This window comes from Actinoplanes couchii (assembly GCF_016862075.1).
GTDB lineage: Bacteria > Actinomycetota > Actinomycetes > Mycobacteriales > Micromonosporaceae > Actinoplanes > Actinoplanes couchii.
The window spans coordinates 26,658-44,938 of sequence record NZ_BOMG01000004.1 but is presented as its reverse complement, the minus strand read 5'-3'; the positions used below and the strand labels follow the sequence as shown (position 1 = coordinate 44,938).

Annotated in this window: 21 protein-coding genes; 2 read left to right on the top strand and 19 right to left on the bottom strand. The window is 69.8% G+C overall.

Annotation, left to right across the window (positions count from 1 at the left end; genetic code table 11):
- The first annotated feature begins 7 nt into the window (after window positions 1–7).
- A complete protein-coding gene (locus tag Aco03nite_RS00745; RefSeq protein WP_203792519.1) occupies window positions 8–874 on the top strand; it encodes a hypothetical protein in 867 nt (288 codons plus the stop codon).
- 124 nt (window positions 875–998) lie between these two features.
- Here the strand turns inward: Aco03nite_RS00745 and Aco03nite_RS00740 are convergent, their stop codons facing one another.
- The 18 genes from Aco03nite_RS00740 to Aco03nite_RS00655 form a co-directional block, all read right to left on the bottom strand.
- Complete coding sequence (locus Aco03nite_RS00740; protein ID WP_203792517.1) at window positions 999–1,361, bottom strand: helix-turn-helix domain-containing protein; 363 nt, start codon at window positions 1,359–1,361, stop codon at window positions 999–1,001.
- 114 nt (window positions 1,362–1,475) lie between these two features.
- The gene (locus Aco03nite_RS00735) at window positions 1,476–2,513 is read right to left on the bottom strand and encodes an NAD(P)-dependent alcohol dehydrogenase (protein WP_203792515.1); all 1,038 of its coding nucleotides are present in this window, start codon (window positions 2,511–2,513) and stop codon (window positions 1,476–1,478) included.
- 102 nt (window positions 2,514–2,615) lie between these two features.
- Window positions 2,616–3,095 carry a flavin reductase family protein gene (locus tag Aco03nite_RS00730; RefSeq protein WP_203792513.1) on the bottom strand — a complete coding sequence of 160 codons (480 nt, stop codon included), beginning with the start codon at window positions 3,093–3,095 and terminating at the stop codon, window positions 2,616–2,618.
- Complete coding sequence (locus tag Aco03nite_RS00725; RefSeq protein WP_203792511.1) at window positions 3,088–3,567, bottom strand: NADPH-dependent FMN reductase; 480 nt, start codon at window positions 3,565–3,567, stop codon at window positions 3,088–3,090. Before Aco03nite_RS00725 ends, Aco03nite_RS00730 begins: the two co-directional genes overlap by 8 nt.
- 117 nt (window positions 3,568–3,684) lie before the next feature.
- Window positions 3,685–4,110: a hypothetical protein gene (locus Aco03nite_RS00720; RefSeq protein WP_203792510.1), complete on the bottom strand. Its 426-nt coding sequence runs from the start codon at window positions 4,108–4,110 to the stop codon at window positions 3,685–3,687.
- 53 nt (window positions 4,111–4,163) lie between these two features.
- The gene (locus tag Aco03nite_RS00715) at window positions 4,164–4,571 is read right to left on the bottom strand and encodes a riboflavin kinase (RefSeq protein WP_203792508.1); all 408 of its coding nucleotides are present in this window, start codon (window positions 4,569–4,571) and stop codon (window positions 4,164–4,166) included.
- Window positions 4,568–5,830: an MFS transporter gene (locus Aco03nite_RS00710; protein ID WP_203792506.1), complete on the bottom strand. Its 1,263-nt coding sequence runs from the start codon at window positions 5,828–5,830 to the stop codon at window positions 4,568–4,570. Before Aco03nite_RS00710 ends, Aco03nite_RS00715 begins: the two co-directional genes overlap by 4 nt.
- 50 nt (window positions 5,831–5,880) lie before the next feature.
- Entirely contained in the window at window positions 5,881–7,215 is a 1,335-nt protein-coding gene (locus Aco03nite_RS00705; RefSeq protein ID WP_203792504.1) for an NtaA/DmoA family FMN-dependent monooxygenase, read from the bottom strand.
- Window positions 7,212–7,820 carry a cysteine hydrolase family protein gene (locus Aco03nite_RS00700; protein ID WP_203792502.1) on the bottom strand — a complete coding sequence of 203 codons (609 nt, stop codon included), beginning with the start codon at window positions 7,818–7,820 and terminating at the stop codon, window positions 7,212–7,214. The genes Aco03nite_RS00705 and Aco03nite_RS00700 overlap by 4 nt, the downstream gene beginning before the upstream one ends.
- Entirely contained in the window at window positions 7,817–8,866 is a 1,050-nt protein-coding gene (locus Aco03nite_RS00695) for an LLM class flavin-dependent oxidoreductase (RefSeq protein WP_203792501.1), read from the bottom strand. Before Aco03nite_RS00695 ends, Aco03nite_RS00700 begins: the two co-directional genes overlap by 4 nt.
- 24 nt (window positions 8,867–8,890) lie before the next feature.
- Window positions 8,891–9,958 carry an ABC transporter substrate-binding protein gene (locus Aco03nite_RS00690; RefSeq protein WP_203792500.1) on the bottom strand — a complete coding sequence of 356 codons (1,068 nt, stop codon included), beginning with the start codon at window positions 9,956–9,958 and terminating at the stop codon, window positions 8,891–8,893.
- 47 nt (window positions 9,959–10,005) lie between these two features.
- A complete protein-coding gene (locus Aco03nite_RS00685; RefSeq protein WP_203792499.1) occupies window positions 10,006–10,770 on the bottom strand; it encodes an ABC transporter permease in 765 nt (254 codons plus the stop codon).
- The gene (locus tag Aco03nite_RS00680; protein WP_203792498.1) at window positions 10,767–11,591 is read right to left on the bottom strand and encodes an ABC transporter ATP-binding protein; all 825 of its coding nucleotides are present in this window, start codon (window positions 11,589–11,591) and stop codon (window positions 10,767–10,769) included. Before Aco03nite_RS00680 ends, Aco03nite_RS00685 begins: the two co-directional genes overlap by 4 nt.
- Before the next feature lie 211 nt (window positions 11,592–11,802).
- Window positions 11,803–12,876, bottom strand: coding sequence for an adenosine deaminase family protein (locus tag Aco03nite_RS00675; RefSeq protein ID WP_203792497.1), 1,074 nt, complete (start codon window positions 12,874–12,876; stop codon window positions 11,803–11,805).
- 63 nt (window positions 12,877–12,939) lie between these two features.
- On the bottom strand, window positions 12,940–13,992 hold the full coding sequence (locus tag Aco03nite_RS00670) for an extracellular solute-binding protein (protein WP_203792496.1): 1,053 nt from the start codon (window positions 13,990–13,992) through the stop codon (window positions 12,940–12,942).
- Window positions 13,993–13,996: 4 nt separating this feature from the next.
- A complete protein-coding gene (locus Aco03nite_RS00665; protein ID WP_203792494.1) occupies window positions 13,997–14,983 on the bottom strand; it encodes an ABC transporter ATP-binding protein in 987 nt (328 codons plus the stop codon).
- The gene (locus Aco03nite_RS00660; protein ID WP_203792492.1) at window positions 14,980–15,771 is read right to left on the bottom strand and encodes an ABC transporter permease; all 792 of its coding nucleotides are present in this window, start codon (window positions 15,769–15,771) and stop codon (window positions 14,980–14,982) included. The genes Aco03nite_RS00665 and Aco03nite_RS00660 overlap by 4 nt, the downstream gene beginning before the upstream one ends.
- Window positions 15,768–16,586: an ABC transporter permease gene (locus Aco03nite_RS00655; RefSeq protein ID WP_203792491.1), complete on the bottom strand. Its 819-nt coding sequence runs from the start codon at window positions 16,584–16,586 to the stop codon at window positions 15,768–15,770. The genes Aco03nite_RS00660 and Aco03nite_RS00655 overlap by 4 nt, the downstream gene beginning before the upstream one ends.
- A gap of 129 nt (window positions 16,587–16,715) precedes the next feature.
- On the opposite strand from Aco03nite_RS00655, the gene Aco03nite_RS00650 reads away from it, so the two are divergent.
- Entirely contained in the window at window positions 16,716–17,675 is a 960-nt protein-coding gene (locus Aco03nite_RS00650; protein WP_203792489.1) for a LacI family DNA-binding transcriptional regulator, read from the top strand.
- A 3-nt stretch (window positions 17,676–17,678) separates the two neighbouring features.
- Here Aco03nite_RS00650 and Aco03nite_RS00645 read toward each other — a convergent pair whose 3' ends face one another.
- Window positions 17,679–18,155, bottom strand: a complete 477-nt coding sequence (locus Aco03nite_RS00645) for a hypothetical protein (RefSeq protein WP_203792487.1) — start codon at window positions 18,153–18,155, stop codon at window positions 17,679–17,681.
- Between the last annotated feature and the right edge of the window lie 126 nt (window positions 18,156–18,281).

The following is an 18,281-nucleotide window of genomic DNA, read 5'->3' as shown; positions in this document are numbered from 1 at the left end:
CAGCACCGTGACGGGGTGGCTCAACCCCAACGCCCACTGCCCGGTCTGCGGCGCGTCGGTCTACTTCTACGCGAACCAGAACGGCAGCCGCGTCTTCTTCGATGATGTGGGCCCGCCCTGGCCCAAGCACCCGTGCACCGACAACGGGGCGGCGATGGGTTCGGGCCGGGCGCCCAGCCGACACGATTTCAGTTCCGCGCGGACGCCGAGCCGGTGGCACGACCAGGCGTGGCAGTCGTACGCGGTCAAGAGGATCAGGTCCGAGGGCGGATTCACGCGGATCTCGCTGTCGATGATGACAGGGACGGGTCTCGGGCCCTCACGCACCGTCCCGGGACAGCCGCCGCTGCAGACTGACGACCTGGTTTTTGTGAACGGCCCGCGGATCTCCTACTTCGATCCCGCCTCGGGCGAGCCCGTCGTGGTCGAGGACGCCGAAGCCACCGCCCGCATCGCCGAGAAGCCGATCACCGAGCGGGACAGACAGCACGTCACGACAAGGCTGGCCGACCGGGTTGCCGCCGACGAAATCACGGCCGACAACGCGGCCGCGATGACGGCGGGCGTATCGTCTGCCCGTACCCGCGGTGACCTGGCCGGCGCACTTCAGATCGAGGTGACCGATCTGAAGCTCGCGCGGCCGCACCCGGGCAACCTGTTGCTGCTGGCGATCGGCTTCGTCCAGATGGTGGCGGCATTCAGCATTGCCGGCGGCACGCCGTCCGTCCCCGCGATGACTCCCGGAATGGTCCTCGCCGCATCGGCGGTATACCGGCTCACCCCGGACATGGAACGGGGGGCGAGGGCCGCGTTGGGCGTGATGGCCGCCCTGGCCTTGCTCTTCCCCGTCAGTCTCATCGGGGTGCTGATCTAGGTTCCCGTGAAATGGTCGAACGTCCTGTCAGTGGGTGGCCCGATACGACGTTGACGAGGTTCGCACGGTGCAACCTCCGGCCCACCACGGCGAGCGGCTCATACCAGCTGGCCGGCGAACCCGATCAGCGCCTTATCAGCGGCGTGAGGTCCACTTCGATGTCGTGGCCGGCGATGGTGACGACTACGCGTGGGCGGTCACCGGCGGCAGCCAGATAGCTGGCGAGTGTCGACAACAGCATGTCGGGGCGACTTTCGATCCGGCTGATCTCCGACTGCGCAACGCCCATGGCTTTGGCCAGCTCGACTTGCGTGAGATCCGCCGCCTTGCGTACTGCCGCGAGGTTCTCGGCGTAGACGCGGTCGGCTTCGGCCATCTCAGCATGGATGGTGTCGACCCGCTCGGCGGCACCGCGCCGTGACCGCAGACGGGCGATACGCGCCTGCGCGGCGTCGGTACCGACAAAAGTGATGGGCTGGTCAGACATCGTCGCCTCCATCGGTCAGGCTGAGAAACGACGATAGCCCCGCCGGTCGGTGAACGGCGGGCGGGCCGTTCGCCGATCGGCTCGGTGATCTGATGGGGCTCCGGGGCGGAGCCCTCAGGGGATGAAGACGGCTCGGCCCTCGAGTTTGCCCTCGTCCAGGCGGCGGTAGACCTCCGGCGCCTCCTCCAGCGGGAACGTGGTGACCTTGGGGCGGACCAGGCCGGCCGCCGCCAGTTCCAGCAGCTCGGCCAGCTCCGGGATGGTGCCCCAGTAGGTGGTCTGCAGGCTGACCTCGTACGGGACGGCGAAGAAGTTCCACGGCAGGGTGCCGTTCGCGGCGCCTACGATCGTCACGTCGGCCATCTGGCGGGCCACCTTGACGGCCAGCTCGAGGGTGCCGGTCGCGCCCACGAAGTCGATCACCAGGTCGGCGCCGCGGCCGCCCACGGTGGCTGCCCGGACCGCCTCGGCGGCGTCGGTGCCGGCCGGGATCACCACGTCGGCGCCGCACTCGCGGGCCAGGTCCAGGGCGGCCGGCTTGCTGTCGATGGCGATCACCTTCGCCGAGGTGATCGCCTTAAGGATCTGCACGGCGATGTGGCCGAGCCCGCCGGTGCCGATCACCACGGCGACACTGCCGGGCAGCAGTTTGTCGCGGGAGCGCCGGATCACGTGGTACGGGGTGAGCCCGGCGTCGGTCAGCGGCGCGGCCTGCACCGGGTCGAGCCCGTCGGGCAGCGGAACCACCAGGCGGGCGTGCGGGACCAGGATGTACTCGGCGATGCCGCCGTCCGCGCCGAGGCCTGCGCCGCCACCCTTGACCGGGGCGTCACCCTCGCAGTAGTTCTCCGCACCGGTCCGGCAGCGGGCGCACAGTCCGCAACCCCACGGCCCGTAGACGGCGACCGCGGTACCGACCGCCAGGTTGTCCACTCCCTCGCCGACGGCGTGCACCCAGCCCGCGGTCTCGTGACCGAGCGTGAACGGCGTGCTCCAGCCGGGCATCGACTCGGCGTGCGAGACGTGCAGATCGGAGTGGCACGCACCGGCGCCGCCGACCTTGACGACCACCTGTCCGGGCCCGGGTTCCGGCTCCGGCACCTCGGTGACCACGGGTTCGCTCTGCCATTTCATCAACCGTACGGCACGCATGGGGTGTCCTCTCGTAGCCCTCAAGATCACCGTACCGCTTTATTTGAGCCGTCAACCAAATTGGGTCCGACATCACTCAAAGTGACACCGGACCCTCGACGGTCAGGCGGCGTGCAAGCGCTCGAAGGCGCCGTTGAAGAAGAGCAGCGGACTGCGGCCCGGCACACTCGCCAGGTCGACCACCCGGCCGATCGTCAGGAAGTGGTCGCCGGTCTCCAGATCCCGATCCAGCTCACAGTCGATGCTGGCCAACACACCGTCCAGAATCGGGCTGCCGGTCACCCCCGGACGCCAGCCGACACCCGCCCACTTGTCGGTGCCGCTGCGCGCGAACTGACGGCACAACGCCTCCTGCCCCGCCTCCAGAATGTTCACGCAGAACGAGCCCGACCGCCGGATCAGCGGGTACGACGTGGACGTGCGCGCCGGCGAGAAGGCGATCAACGGCGGATCCAGGGACAGACTGAAGAACGACTGGCAGGTCATCCCCACCGGCACCCCGTCCGTGACAGCGGTGATCACGGTGACTCCGGAAGCGAACCCACCCAGGACCCGACGGAACTCCCGGCCATGGTCAGACATCGAGCACCGCCACGTTAGCCGCCGCCCACGCCTCGACGATCTCGATCAGTTCGTCCATCCGGGACATCACAAGATAAAGACCCCGCGTCGGTACGCTGGCACCGAGCTCGACCAGCAGCGGGCGCAGATACGCCTCCACCGCCAGTGAATGATCCGGAGCCCCACCCGTCATCACCGGCACCGCCACCGTCCCGGCCAGCCCGTTCGTCGGGTACCGGTCCAGGAACGCCTTCAGCATCCCGGTGTACGTGGCCTTGTAGGTGGGCGACGCCACCACCACCAGATCACAGGCGGCGACAGTCGCGGTCAGCTCGTCCAGGACCGGGTCACCCCAGGTGAACAGGCGTTCGGCGTGCTCGGCCAGATCGATCGTCTCGACCACGTCGCCGGGCAGCACCGCGGCCACCGCCTCGGCGACCTCCAGAGTGCGGGAGCGGGGCTTCGGATTGCCCACCACGATCGCGATTCTCATGACGTTCCTTCACAGTTGCCGGGATACTTCAGCCACCGCGGAGCTGTCCGGAATGGTCGCCAGGCACATCGGAAAGGGATGAGACCGGAGCTGCGGAGTTCCTGTCGAGTGTTGCTCTCAGGCGTGCTGCAACGGCGCCGGTTTGCCGGCCGCGTCGAAGATCCACACCTCGATGCCCAGGTCACGGGCGGCCCGGGTGGTCCACCCGGACGGTGTGAAGACTTGGGCGACGGTCTCGCTGACACAGAGCACGGCCCGGCTGTCCGGGAACATCGCACTGCGTAGCCAGGTCAATTTGAACATGTCGGCCATCACCTTGTTGCGATGCAGCGACCGGAAGGTGCCCTGGTTGCCGACCATCTGCACGAGCAGGTCACAGCCCTCGTCGGCGCCCTCGATCTCCAGCCGGGTGCCGTCCCCGAGGTCGATCGACCGGGGCCGCAGCGCGACACCGAACTCGTCACCGAGCGCCAGCAGCATGGCGCGCTCGATGCTCTCCGGCCCGAAACGGCGCCAGCCCCGTTCGTCACCGGCCTCGGACATGGGTAACACCCTACGTCCGCACGCCGCGGATTCGTGTGTGAACCGTCTCGCGCTCATTGCGGGCACCACGGCAACTCCTCCGCTGTCGCATCGTCTCCGCCCGCCGCCATCCGCCGGGCGAAACGCTCGTCGGTCCGCATCGCCGCGACCAGCGCCTCAGCGTTCACGAACCGCACCTGGCCCCGGATCAGGGCGCCGATCTCCACCCGGGCGGTCCGGCCGTACATGTCCTCGTTCCGGTCCAGCACGTGGGCTTCGACGCTGCGGGCGTAACCACCGAAGGTCGGGTTGGTCCCGATCGACAACAACGCCGCGTCGGTACGGTCGTCCAGGGTGAACCAGCCGAAGTAGACGCCGTCGGGCGGCAGTTCGCCGGATTCGGTGATGTCCAGGTTGGCGGTCGGGTACCCCATCGGACGGCCGCGTCCGGCCCCGTGCACGACCACGCCGGTGATGATCACGACGCCCCCACCGCGACGACGGGCGCCGGCCGCCGGACCAGGGCGACCGCCATGGCGAGGGCCGCCGCCAGGAACACCGCGCCCAGCAGGACACACGCGGCCAGATTGCCCGCCAGGTCGGCGAGTCCGAAGACGGCGAGCGGTCCGACCGCGGCACCGATGTCCCCCGCGGTCCGGGTCAAGCCGATCACCGCACCGGCCGCGTCGGCCGGGAACGTCTCACCGGTGACGACTCCCGGTAGAACCCCCATCACACTGGTGGCCAGCGAATACGCAACTATCGCGCCGCTGAATCCCAGAGGGACGTGCAGGAGGGGCAGGACCGTGAGGGCGACCGCACCGACGATCCCGGAGGGCAGCAGCAGACTGTTGCGGGCGCCCCGGTCCACCCACCGCCCGATCAGCGGCATGGCGGCCAGACTGGCGACGGTCCCGGCAGCGGTGGCCAGCCCGAGAGTGAACGGGGTGAGGCCCCCGGAGCCGTAGGCCAGGACCGGCACCAGTCCCTGCTCCCCCGCGAACCGGACCAGGAAGGTGGCGAACGAGAGCGCACAGAGCGCCACCAGGAGCGCGCCCCCGCCCGGCTTCACCGTCGCCGCGGCCGGCGACGCGGATGGAGAAGCAGGCGGCGACGCGGATGGCGAGGCAGGCGGCGACGCGGACGAGGGTGACGGGGCCAGAGCCGACCAGTAGACGGTGGCCGGGCGGGCCGCGTCCCAGAGCAGGCAGGCCAGGGCGGGGATGGCGGCGACCGTGAAGGTCCAGGCCGGGCCGACCAGGCCGACGACCGAGCCGCCCAGGACCGCGCCGGCCGCGCCCGCGCTCATCTGGACGACCGTGGCGGTGGCCATCACCGAGCCGCGCCGGTCGGCCGGCGCGCCGGCGACGAGCAGGGCGAACCCGATGGTCACCGCCGCGCCGCCGAACACTCCGGCCACCAGCCGGAAGCCGAGCAGGGTGGCGGTCGAACCGGCCAGGCCGGTCAGGGCGGTGACCACCGCCAGCGCCAGCAGCACGGCCCACAGGTAGGCGCGGGCCGGAAACCGCCGCAGAGCAAGCCCCGCGGGAACGTTGGCGATCACCCGGCCGACGGCGAACGCGGCCACCACCGGCCCGAGCACCCCGACGGCGATCCCGTGCCCGTCCAGGTAGAGCGGCAACACCGGAACCGTGACACCCGAGGTCATCTGCGCGGTCCCGATGAGCGCGCACACCAGGACCGTCTGCTCGGCGACCGACGGTGAGGACGAGGAAGACACCGCGGGTGAAGGTGGGCCCGGCGGCGGAGACAAAGCCGCGGATGGGGGCATCAGAGGGCCAGGTTCTCGCGGAGGGTCCGGCCCGGGTAACGAGGGGCCAGGGCGCCGCGGCGGCGCAGTTCCGGGGCCAGCAGTTCGGCCACGTCGGTGAGGCCGGAGGGCATCGCGAGCGGGGTGGACAGCATGTAGCCGCCGCGGGCTCCGGTGGCGGCGAAGTTCTCCTCCAGGTGGTCGGCCACCGATTCCGGGTCGCCGATCACCGTGTGGTCCAGGCCGGTGGCGCTGGTCCAGCCGTGTTCGAAGAACTCGGTTCTGGTCATCCGGTAGTCCTCGCCGTGTGCCGCGATCAGGGTGCCGATCAGTCCGGACGGCGACGCCTGCGCCTCTTCGGCCTGGCGGCGCAGCTCGCCGAGCGGGAACGCCGCGGGCAGCTTGGAGAAGTCGACACCGGCGTTGTGGGACAGGAACGCACCGACCGCCTCCTCGCTCCAGAAGCCGAGCACCTCGTCGCGCCGGGCCCGGGCCTCGTCGCGGGTGCGGCCGACGATGACCTGGGTGGCCCACAGGATGCCGACGTCCGCCGGGTCACGGCCCTCGGTGGTGAGGGCGGCGTCCAGCATGGTGCGGTGCCGTTGCTGGGAAGCGACGCTGCCGCCGAATCCGAAGACCAGGTCGGCGAAGCGGGCCGACGCGGCGATGCCCCGGGGCGAGTTGCCGGCCTGGACCAGCATCGGGCTGATCTGCGGGCTGGGCACACACGGCAGCGGTCCCCGTACGGCGAAATGTTTGCCCTGGTGGTTGATCCTCCCGACCTTGGCCGGGTCGGCGAACCGGCCGGTCGAACGGTCGCGGACGATCGCGTCCGGCGCCACCGACGCCCACAGCGCCTGGCAGACGTCGATGAACTCCTCCATCCGCTCGTAGCGTTCGCCGTGTGCCATCAGCCTGTCGAAGCCGTAGTTGGCGGCGTCGGCGCCGCGGGTGGAGGCGACCACGTTGAACGCGATCCGCCCACCGGTGACGTGGTCGAGCGAGTTGAGCAGGCGTGCGGTGTAGAAGGGGTGCATGAACGTCGACGAGTAGGTGAGCCCGAACCCGATGTGGTCGGTGACGGTGGACATCGCCGCGATGATCGGGGCCATGTCGTGCCGGGGCCATTGCACACCCCATTCGACGGCGGCGTCGATGGAGCCGCGCCAGGTGTCCGGGATGCCGGTGCCGTCGCCGAAGAACAGCATGCCGATCCCGGCGCGCTCGGCGGTCTGGGCGAGTTCCATGTACATCCGGGGGTCCGGGAAGTCCCGGCCGACCCAGGACCCGCGCCGGGCCCAGCGTCCTTCGGTGTGCGTGAACGACAGGTCGAAGGCGAGGTGCATGCCGGTCATGCGGAAGCCCCCTTCCAGATACGGGTCAGCTCGGCGGCGTCGGTGAGGACGGCGACGTTGAGGGCGAGCTGGGTGAGCGCGGCCTCGTGCAGGGCTTCCTCGTAGGCGGCGGTGGCGTCGTGCGGGATCAGCACCGGCCAGTCGAGCTGGCAGGCGTCGGTGGCGGTGGCGGCCACGCAGCATTCGGTGGTCAGGCCGCAGACGGCGAGCCAGCCGATGCCCTCCTGCCGGAGCAGCACCTCCAACGGGGTGCCGAGGAAGCCGCTGTAGGCGCGTTTGACCACGATGATCTCGCCGGGGGCGGGGCTGACCCGGTGCCACTCGGCGCCGGGGGTGCCGAGCACGCAGGGCTCGTCCGGCCCGTACGGCGCGTCCGGATCTCCTTGGCGCAGCCAGGCACTTGTCTTCCATGGCCGTTCCGGATCACTGCCGAGCCCGACCCAGACGACCGGCACCCCGCTGTCCCGGGCGGCGTCGACCAGGCCGGCGATGACGTCGACGGCAGCCTGCACCTCAGCGGAGGCGAACGAGTTCTGCACGTCCACCACGACCAGGGCGGGCCGTCCGGTGAGGGCGGCGAGCTGGGCCTGCCGGAGGTCGCTCATCCCCGCGCCCGCAGCCGGGGCAGGACGGTCTCGCCGAACGGGAGCATGTCGGCGTGGTAGTCCGGGAAGATCAGCATCAGCCCGTCCAGTTCGGCGGTGTCGACGATCTGGTTGATGTGGGCGTAGACGGTGTCCGGGCTACCGGTGACGTACGGCGTCTGGAACGCCTCGGCCCCGGTCGCGCCGTCGGCCCAGGCGCGGGCCACGTCGGCGGGAATGCCCCAGGAGGTACGCATCCCGATCAGCGCCTGCTTGTCCAGGCCGGCCGAGTACCGCTTGGCCTTGGCCTCGGCGGCCGCGTCGGTCTCGTCCAGGACCACGGTCAGCATCGAGTAGGTCTTGCAGTTCCGCCCCTGTTCGGCGGAGCGCTCGTGCACCGAGCGGGAGAACTCGCGCATCTGGTCCAGGTTGTCGGCGCTGAGGAACGCGCCGTCGGCGTATTTGGCCTGGAAGTCGCGGCCCCGGTCGGAGCGTCCGGCGCTGATGATGGTGGGCCGGGTGGCCGGGTGCGGCCGGGACTCGCAGTCCTCGAGGGTGAAGAAGTCGCTCTTCATGGTCACGCTGTCCTCGGTCCACAGGCGCAGGACGGCCTCGGTCCACTCCTCGGTCATCCGGTACCGGTCGGCGTGTGACAGTTTCTCGTCCCAGAGGCCCATCTGCTGGAACTCGGCGGCGTAGGAGCCGTTGACGATGTTCATCCCGGCCCGGCCGCCGGAGACGTCCTGCAGGGTGGTGTACATCTTCGCGGCGATCGCCGGGTGGTGGATGTTGGCGTGCATGGTCGCCCAGATCTTGACCCGGCTGGTGGCCTCGGCCAGGGCGGCCATCATGGTCATCGACTCCAGGGTCTGCCCCCAGTGGTCGGTGGTGCCGCCGAAGCCCTTCCATTTGGCCATCGACATGATGAAGTCCAGGCCGATGGCTTCGGCGTCGACCGCGACCTTCCGGTTGTACGCGTAGGTGGCTTCCGGGTGCGGTGCCGTTTCGGAGATCATCCAACCGCCGTTACCGATCGGGAGGAACACCCCGTACTCTTTGTCGGACATCGATACCTCTCAGACTTTTCAGAATTACGGGGCGGGCCAGACGAGTGTGTCGCCGGAGTAGATTTCCTTGATGTACGAGGTGTTGAATTCGGCGGCGCCGACGGCCGGGTCGATGCTGGTCTTGCCGTAGGTGTTCAGCAGTGCCACGAGCGACTGGACGTTGCCGGTGTCGATGGCACCGAGCGGGGTTCCGGCCTTCAGTGTCTCCCGGATCACGCCGACCTCGGTCTCCCAGATCTTCAGGTTGTGCTTCTCGTCGTAACCGGCGCCGGTCAGGTCGGCGGCCGCCGCCACACACTGCGCGCCGTTCTTCTCGCAGTGTTCGAAGGCGTGCAGTCCGGCGCGGAGGAAGTCCTGCACCGCGGTCGGGTGCTTCGCGGCGAACTCCGGGTTGACGGCCATCGCGCCGAGGGAACCGGGCACGTCGTAGTCGTACGGCCGCCAGACCTTGACCTCGGTCTTGGCCGCCGCCAACTGGTTGGGTTCGTTGGAGATGAAGCCGGTCAGCGACTTGACCTGACCACGGGGCAGGATCGACGGGTCGTAACCGACGACCACCTGCTTGATCGAGTCGTAGTCGGCGCCGGCCTTGGCCAGCATCGCCTGCACACCGACCGGCATGGCGCCCTTCTGGCCGAGGGTGGTGCCGTTCAACTGCTTGAGGTCGGTGATCTCCGGCATGGTCATCAGGATCTCCAGACCCACCCGGGAGTACGTGGAGACGCCCTGCACCTTGATGCCGTTGGCGTTGGCGGAGAGCACGTCCTGCTGGCTGACCGGGCTGAACGTCACCTGGCCGCTGGCGAGCAGTTTGGTGTTCTGGCTGGTGTCGCCGGTGCCGGGCTGCATCGCCACGTCGAGGCAGAGCGCCTCGAAGTAACCCAGGTCGTCGGCGGCCACGTACTCCAGGATCGAGGCCGAGGACTGCCACTGGTAACCGGACAGATAGGTGATCTTGCCGGCCGCCTTGTTCTGCGCGCACCGCTCGTCGGAGATCGCCGGGGCGGACTGCGCCTTCGGCTCCTCGGGGGCGGTGTTGCAGGCGGCCAAGGTCAGCACGGCGACAGCCGCGGATACGAAGCGATATTTCATGATATGCACTCCTAAGGTTTCGCTGGCAGGGCAAACCGAACGGGTGACTAGGCGCTCTGGGTCTCGTGCCAGTGCAGGAGGCGGCGCTCCAGCAGGGTCACGGCCAGCAGCAGCAGGGAGCCGAGCAGCGCGAGGATCGCGATCGAGGCGTAGACCGCGGCGAGCCGGTTCATCGACGACGCCAGGCTGATCGCGGTGCCCAGACCCTCGGCGGAGCCGGCCGCGGACAGTTCGGCGACCACCGCGCCGACCACCGACAGCGGGAAGACGATGCGCAGGGCGGCGAACAGGTACGGCAGCGCGCTGGGGATCCGCAGGTGCCAGAGCGTCTCCAGCCGGGACGCGTGCACCGTCCGGTAGACCTGCAGCACCGGCAGCGGCACCGCGCGCAGCCCCACCGAGGTGTTGATCAGCACCGGGAAGAAGCAGATCAGCCCGGTGACGATCAGTTTCGGGGCGGCGCCGAACCCGAACGCGACCACCAGCGCCGGCGCGATCGCCACCAGCGGTGTCACGTTGAGCACCACCGCCACCGGCATGATCGCCCGCCGGGCCACGGTGAACTCGCTGACCAGCACGCCGATCACGAAGGCGCTGAGCCCGCCGAGCACCAGCCCGCCGAGCGCCTCCTGCAGCGTGACCAGGGCGTTGCTGAGGTAGTAGCCGGCGTCCTCGATCAGGGTGTCGCGGATCGCGCCGAGCGGCGGCAGCAGGTACGGCATCCGGCCCGCGCCCCACTGCCAGAGCAGCCCGAGCGCGGTCATCATCAGCACCAGCGGCAGCCAGAACGACGGGTGCAGGGACTTCCTCATGACGCGGCCCCCTGGAAGGCGCCGCGGAGCCGGTCCCGGACCAGGTCCTCGTAACGGTGGAACTGCGCGGTCTTGAGGATCGCCTGGCCGCGCGGGCGGGGCAGGTCGATGTCCAGGACGTCGGTGATCCGGCCCGGGTGCGGGGCCATCACCACGATCCGGTCGGAGAGCCGGACCGCCTCGCTGACCGAGTGGGTCACGAACAGCACGGTCGCCTTCAGCTCGTCCCACAGGTCCAGCAGCTGCTCCTGCAGCGCCTCCCGGGTGAACTCGTCCAGCGCCGAGAACGGCTCGTCCATCAGCAGCACGTCCGGGTGCAGGCCGAACGCCCGGACGATCGCGGCCCGTTGCTGCATACCGCCGGAGATCTGCGACGGCAGCTTGTGCATCACGTCGTGCAGGCCGGCCTTGCGCAGCAGCTCCACCATGTCCGGGCCGCCGGTGCCGGACGCGGTCCGCCGCTTGCGGCCCGCGGACCGGTTGACCTTGGCCGGCAGCGAGACGTTCTTCAGCACCGAGAGCCAGGGCAGCAGCGCCGGGGTCTGCGGGACCAGGCCGAGCATCTTGCGCTCGGCGGCCTGCGCCGGGGTGACGCCGCCGACGTGCACCTCGCCGCCGTCCGGCTGTTCCAGCCCGGCGATCACCCGTAGCAGGGTGGACTTGCCGCAGCCGCTGGGGCCGATGACGCTGACGAAGGTTCCGGCCGGAATGGTCAGGCTGACGTCGTCGAGGGCGGTCAGCGAGCCGCCGGAACCGATGTCGTAGACCCGCCGGACCCGGTTCACCCGGATCGCCTCGGCGCTCACGTAATCCGCTCGCAAATCACATTGATCAATATGTCGAACAAGGCGGTCTCCAGACAAGTACGTGATTGTCCATGGAGCCGGAGATGCGTGCGAGGCGAATACGAGGATGTGCGTCGCGAGACTCAAGCTGGATGAGAAGTTAGGCAGCCGATGAGTCGTCGCGGAGTAGTCGGAGTTTCCGGATCGTTAACTCGGGTAGGGCCCACCGGCCCTACCCGAATTCGCTCTACAGAGCGTCGATCTCGGCCTGGAAACGGGCCCGCAGAGCGGCCTTCTGGGCGTCCGGCAGCCAGCAGGCGTCCACACCGGCCAGCGCCATCGCGATCAGGCGCTCCCGGGGCACGGCCAGGTCCTCGGCGAGGATCCGGTACTCCTGGTTCAGGCTGTTCGGGAACATGCCGGGGTCGTCGGAGCACGGGATCACGTTCAGCCCGGCCTCGATCATCGCGGCGATGGAGGCCCGCCGCCACGGGCGCCAGCTGCGGCGCGAGGTGGTGGAGGCGACCAGGAACGCGGTCTGCTCGTCGCGCAGCCGGGCCACCACCGCGTCGTCCTCCAGGACGAAGTAGCCGTGGTCGATCCGGTCGCAGCCCAGGTCGTCCAGGCAGGTGATGGTGTTCGCGGCGATCGGGGCGTGCTCGGAGGAGTGCGCGGTCCGGCGCAGGCCCGCCTCGCCGGCCAGCCGGTAGGCGTCCACGAACCGCTCCGGCGGGCCGGCCGTCTCCAGGTTGTCCAGACCGATGCCGACCACGTAGTCGTTCGGGTTGTCGACGACCGTGCGGACCCGTGCCACCGCGGCCTCGCCGGAGTGACTGCGGTCGACGGCGGCGAGCAGCCGGCCGGTCATCCCGAAGTCCCGCTCGGCCATCCGGATGCCGTCGACGTACGCGTTCACCGAGCCGGTGTAACCGAGCGCGCTCAGGTGCGCGGGCACCTCGTCGAAGGACATCTCCAGGTGCCGCACGTTGTTGCGGTGCGCGTCCTCGAAGGCCTCGTAGACGATCCGGGTCAGGTCGTCGGCGCTGCGCAGCGACTCGATGACCCAGGCGGAGGCCCGGAACAGCGAGTACGACACCTCGGGCTCGTCGGCCGAGCGGCCCGGTGGCACCGGGACGCGGGTGTTGCGGTACAGCTCCGGGTCCGGCGGCAGCGAGTTGATGTCGGCGAAGATCCGCTCCGGTTCGTCGGGCAGGTCGAGCTTCGCGGCCCGGGCCAGCTCCGCGAACGTGGTGGCGCGGACCGTGCCGATCAGGTGGCAGTGCAGGTCCACCTTGGGCAGGTCACGAACGAAATCAGACATGGTGTTCCTCAAGAAGATGGCCGGGACCTCCCTGGCGGTGGAGGTCCCGGCCGGGAGGGTGGATCAGCTGCCGGTGACTTCGCGGGCGAACCGGTCGGCCCAGTCCTTGCGGGTCGGCACCAGCTGGGCCGGGTCGAGCGTCGCGTAGCCGGCGGCGACCGGGTCCTTCGCGACGTCGCCGACGACGGCGGTGATGGTCTGCGGCACGGTGGCCTCCGGGTTGACCGGCAGGTCGCCGACGAGTTCGGCGGACTTGGTCTGCGCCTCGGCGGACAGCAGGTAGTCGATGAACTTGTAGGCGTTCTCGGTGTTCTTCGCGGTGGCCGGGACCATCGCGCGGTTGGTGGCCATGAATTTGCCGGTGGCCGGCGGGGTCCAGGCGACCTTTTCGCCGTCGGCCATCAGGGTGGTGGCGAAGCCGTTGAGGGTGTCGGCGGCGACGATCTCACCCTGGGCGAGCAGGTTGGTGACCTCGGTGGACGAGCTGTAGAACTGCAGCACGCCCGGCTTCCAGCCGGCCAGGGTCTTCAGAGCGGCATCGATGTCGTACGGGCCGGAGCCGTAGCTGGCGGCCACGCCGGAGATCATCAGCTGGCCGGCGGTGACGCTGATGTCGGGCAGGGCCACCTTCTTGCTGTTGGCGCCCGCGTAGACGTCCCACTTCGCGGCCTGCTCGGCGGTCAGCTTCTCGGTGTTGTAGATCGTGCCGTTGAGCTGGTAGCTGTAGGCCGGGCCCTGGTAGGCGGTCTCCTTGGCGAAGTCCGCGATCTTCGCCAGGTTCGGCACCTTGTCGGCCGGGATCTGCTGGAACAGCTTGTCCTGCTGGCCCAGCGCCGCGTAGTAGTCGGAGATCAGCACGACGTCGGCGCCGGCCTTGTCCCCGGCCACCTGCAGCTGCGAGAGCCGGTCCGAGTTGGAACCGGTCTCGACCTCGACCTCGATGCCGGTGGCCTCGGTGAACGGGTCCAGGACCGCCTCGGTGAACTCCTCGACACCGAACGGGAAGGTGCTCAGCACCAGCTTCTCCGCGGCGGAGTCGGTGGACGAACCGGAGCACCCGGCGGTGACGAGCAGGGCGGCCGCGGAGAAGGCCGCGGTGAGGGCGTGGCGTATCAACTGACTATTCCTTAGCTGCGAGGGTGACGAGGTGTGCCGCGTCGGCGGTGACTGTGGTGCGGGTGCCGGGTTCCACGGCCGCCCCGTTGCGGACGTCGGCCACCAGGCGGACGGTCTGGCCGGCGCCGTCGACGGCCTCGAGGGTCACCAGCAGGTCCACGCCGCGGTAGGCGGTGGAGACCACGGTGGCGTCCAGCCGTTCTCCGTCGCCGGCGCCGAGCGTGAGGTGCTCCGGGCGTACCGTACGGAAAATGCCGGTTTTGTCGGTGAAGAAGTTCTCGTAGCCCAGGAAATCGGCCACGAAGCGGTTCGCCGGGTTCGCGAAGACCTCGCGCGGCGAGCCGGACTGCATGATCCGGCCGCTCTTCATCAGGACCATCAGGTCGGACATCTCCAGCGCCTCGTCCTGGTCGTGGGTGACCAGGACGACGGTCAGGCCGGTCTCGGACTGGATGCGGCGGATCTCGGCGCGCATCTGCACCCGCAGCCGGGCGTCGAGGTTCGACAGCGGCTCGTCGAGCAGGAGCAGCCGGGGGCGGATGGCGATCGCGCGGGCCAGGGCGACCCGCTGTTGCTGGCCGCCGGAGAGCTTCTTGGGCTTACTGGCGGAGAGATGACCCAGCCCGACAAGATCGAGCGTCTCCGAAACGCGCGCCGCGATCTCTTTCTGTCCTACTTTTCGGATTTTGAGACCGTAAGCAACGTTCTGCGCGACTGTCATGTGCGGGAACAGGGCGTAGGACTGGAACACCATGCCCAGCCCGCGCTTCTCCGGCGGCAGAGTGGTGCTGTCCACCCCGTGGATCTTGATGGTGCCGGCGGTCGGCAGGCTGTACCCGGCGAGCATCCGCAGCGAGGTGGTCTTGCCGCAGCCACTCGGCCCGAGCAGCGTGGTGAGCTTGCCCTCGGGGATCTCCAGGTCGATCCCGTCCACGGCGGTGAAATCCCCGAACCGCTGGGTGACGCCGACGAATTCAGCAGCGATGGTCATCGGTTGATGCCTCCGAAGATCTTGGCGAAGCCGACGGTGCGCTCCGCTATGACCGCGATGACGACGGTCGCGGCGAGGATGATGGTGGCCATCGCGGCGATCCGCGGGTTGTAGCTCTGCTGGACGTAGTCGAGCATCGTGACCGGCAGTGTCCGGAACTCCCGGTCCTGCAGCAGCAGCGACAGCGGCACGTTGTTGAACGAGGTCACCAAGCCGAGCAGGGCGGCCGAGAAGATCCCGGGGCGCAGCAGCGGCAGGGTGACGGTGAGGAAGGCCCGCACCGGCGAGGCGCCGAGTCCGCGGGCGGCCTCCTCGACGGCCGGGTCGGCCAGGGCGAGCGAGGCGCCGGTGACCCGGACGGCGTACGGCAGCAGCAGCGCGGTGTGCCCGAGCAGCAGGGTGGTCAGGTTGTCGAGTCCGAAACCGATCATCAGCTGCTGGTAGAGCGCGAGCCCGACGACCAGCTCCGGCACGATCAGCGGGGACAGGAACAGCCCCTCCACCAGCCCCCGGCCGGGGATCTTGCCGCGGTGGATGGCGATGGTGGCCGGCACCCCGAGCAGCAGGGCCAGGGCGGTCGCGCCGATCGCCAGGTAGAGGCTGGAGACCAGCGACTCCATGAACGGGTCGTAGGTGACCGCCGCCTCGAACCACTGCAACGAGAAGCCCTCCGGCGGGAAGCGCAGGGTACGGCCGGCGCTGAACGCGGTCGCCACCACGAACAGGATCGGCACGATCATGATCAGGTAACCGAGGACGGCGAGGGTCGCCGCGACGGGACGCCTCATGTCGTCGCCCCCTTGCGCCCGGCGAGCGAGGACAGCCCGGAGATCAGGAAGACCAGGATCGTCATGATCAGTGCGGTGGCGCTGGCCGCCGCCCAGCCGACCGAGACCGACGCGTACGAGAAGAGCTGGGTGGCGAGCATCCGCTGACCGGAACCGCCCAGCAGATAGGGCGTGGTGTACGCGGTGACCGACCCGGCGAAGACCAGGGTGGCCGCGACCACGATGCCGGGCAGGGCGAGCGGCACCACCACGGTCCAGAACGTGCGGGTGCGCCCGGCGCCCAGCCCGCGGGCGGCGTCGTCCAGTCCCGGATCGATCTGCGCGACCGCCGAGTAGCAGGAGATGATCGCCAGCGGCAGGAACAGCTGGGTCAGGCCGAGCACGATCGCCAGGGGCGTGTAGAGCAGCTGCGGCGCCTCGTCGGCCAGGCCGGTCGAGGTGAGCAGTTTGCCGATGGCCCCGTTGGCGCCGAGCAGCACCAGCCAGCCGAAGGTGCGGACCACGTTGCTGAGCAGCAGCGGGAAGATCGCCAGCGCCAGCAGGACACCGCCCCAGCGGCTGGTCGAGCGGGCCAGCAGGTACGCGATCGGGAAGCCGAGCCCGACGCAGAGGGCGGTCACGATCAGCCCGAGGGCGACGGTGCGCCCGATGATGCGCAGCTCGTACGGGTCGACGAGCATCTCGCCGAACCGCGTGAACACCGCCGCGGTCTCCGCGCCGGGCGGTGCGACGAGCATCGCCACCGCGGGCACGAGGAACCCGATGGCGAGGAACGCGAGCCCCGGCAGCAGGAGAAGAGCGGTTTTACGAGACATTTCCCAATATTCTCGGATCGGTCACATGCAACCGGTTGCACAACCGGTTGCACGCAGGCTACTTCACCGAGGATGATGTGGGCGCACTAGTGGTGGTAAACACCGTGTAACGAAGACCGAGAGGATCCCGTGGCAACCCTGGCGGATGTGGCAGCGCTGGCCGGCTACAACAAGTCGACCGTGTCGCGCGCCCTGGCCCGCCCCGAGATGGTCGCGCCGGAGACCATCGCCCGCATCCGGGCCGCCGCTGACCAGCTGGGATATGTGCTGAACCGGACCGCCAGCCAGCTCGCCCGGGGCCGCACCGGCCTGGCCGCGTTTGTGGTGCCGACCCTGGAGAACGCGTTCTTCGCCCCGATCATCGGCGGCGCCCAGGCCCGGGCGGCCGAGTCCGACCTGCACCTCACCGTGACGGTCGCCTCATTGGAGACGGCCGCCGGGCTGGCCGCGCTGGAGCGTCTGGCCGCCCAGGTCGACGGGCTGATCCTGGCCGCACCGCGCGGTCCGGAGGAGAACGTCGCCGCGATCGCCGCGATCAAGCCGACGGTTCTGGTGGACCGGGAGGCCGAGGGGCTGCCGTCGGTGGTGGCCGACACCGCGACCGCGATCGGGGCGGTGGTCCAAGGGCTGGCGGTGCGCGGGCACCGGCGGATCGCCTACCTCGGTGGCCCGCCCGGATCCTGGCAGGACCCCGGTCGTGCGGCGGCGGCCCGGGAGGCGGCGGCCCGCTCCGGCGCCGAGTTGACGGTGCACGGACCGTATCCGGCGAGCTTCGCGGCGGGCGTGACGGCCACCGCCGAGGTGCTCGAGTCCGGGGCCACCGCTGTGGTGCCGTACGCGACGGCCCTGGCTCTGGGTCTGATCCTCACCCTGCGTGGCCGGGGTGTGCAGGTGCCGGGTGAGGTGCTGGTCAGCGCGGAGACCACGGTGACCGAGGCGCTCGGGGTGCCCGGCATCCCGGCGATCGACGTGGCCGGTGACGCGCTGGGCCGGGCCGCGATGGACCTGCTCGGCGCGGCGATGACCGACCCCACCGAGACCAGCCGCCTACGCCTGCCCGTCCAGGTGACCTGGAGCCGCCCCGCCTAGGCGTCAGGTCGCGGGGCCGAGGATGCGGACGGCGTCGTCGGCCACCTCGGCGGCGACCAGCACGTCGTAGTGACCGGGGAGGACCTTGGGGGGTCCGTCCTCCCCGGCCAGCTCGTGCCGGATCAGCCCGAGCACGGCGCCGATCAGCGCGCCCAGCCCGGCGGCGACCAGGGTGCTCCAGGTCATGTCGGCGATCGGGATGATCAGGTCGAACCAGGCCAGCAGGTGCTCGATCAGGACCGCGACCACCGCGCCGGCCAGGGCGCCGTCGCGGGCGGCCAGGGCGCCGGGACGACGGCCGGCGAGCTGACGGCCGCAGGCGACGATCACCGCCCGGCCAGCCGGCACTCCCCCGTCGATCAGCTGGGACACCGCGCGCTCGGCGGTGGCGAAGTCGGCGGCGGTGGCGACGACCTGGGGCGTCGTCCCGAGATGAGCGCTGTCGCTGTGAATCGTCTCGGTGTCGTGAAGGCGGGGCATCGGGACTCCTCTCGGGACTGGTTCATCCCACTGTTGCCCAGCTCAGGGCCGTTGCCATCGGCTGCCGCACAACCGTCATGGGAGTGACACAGACGTCACACAGGGCCAGTTGCGGAACTGTTGGAT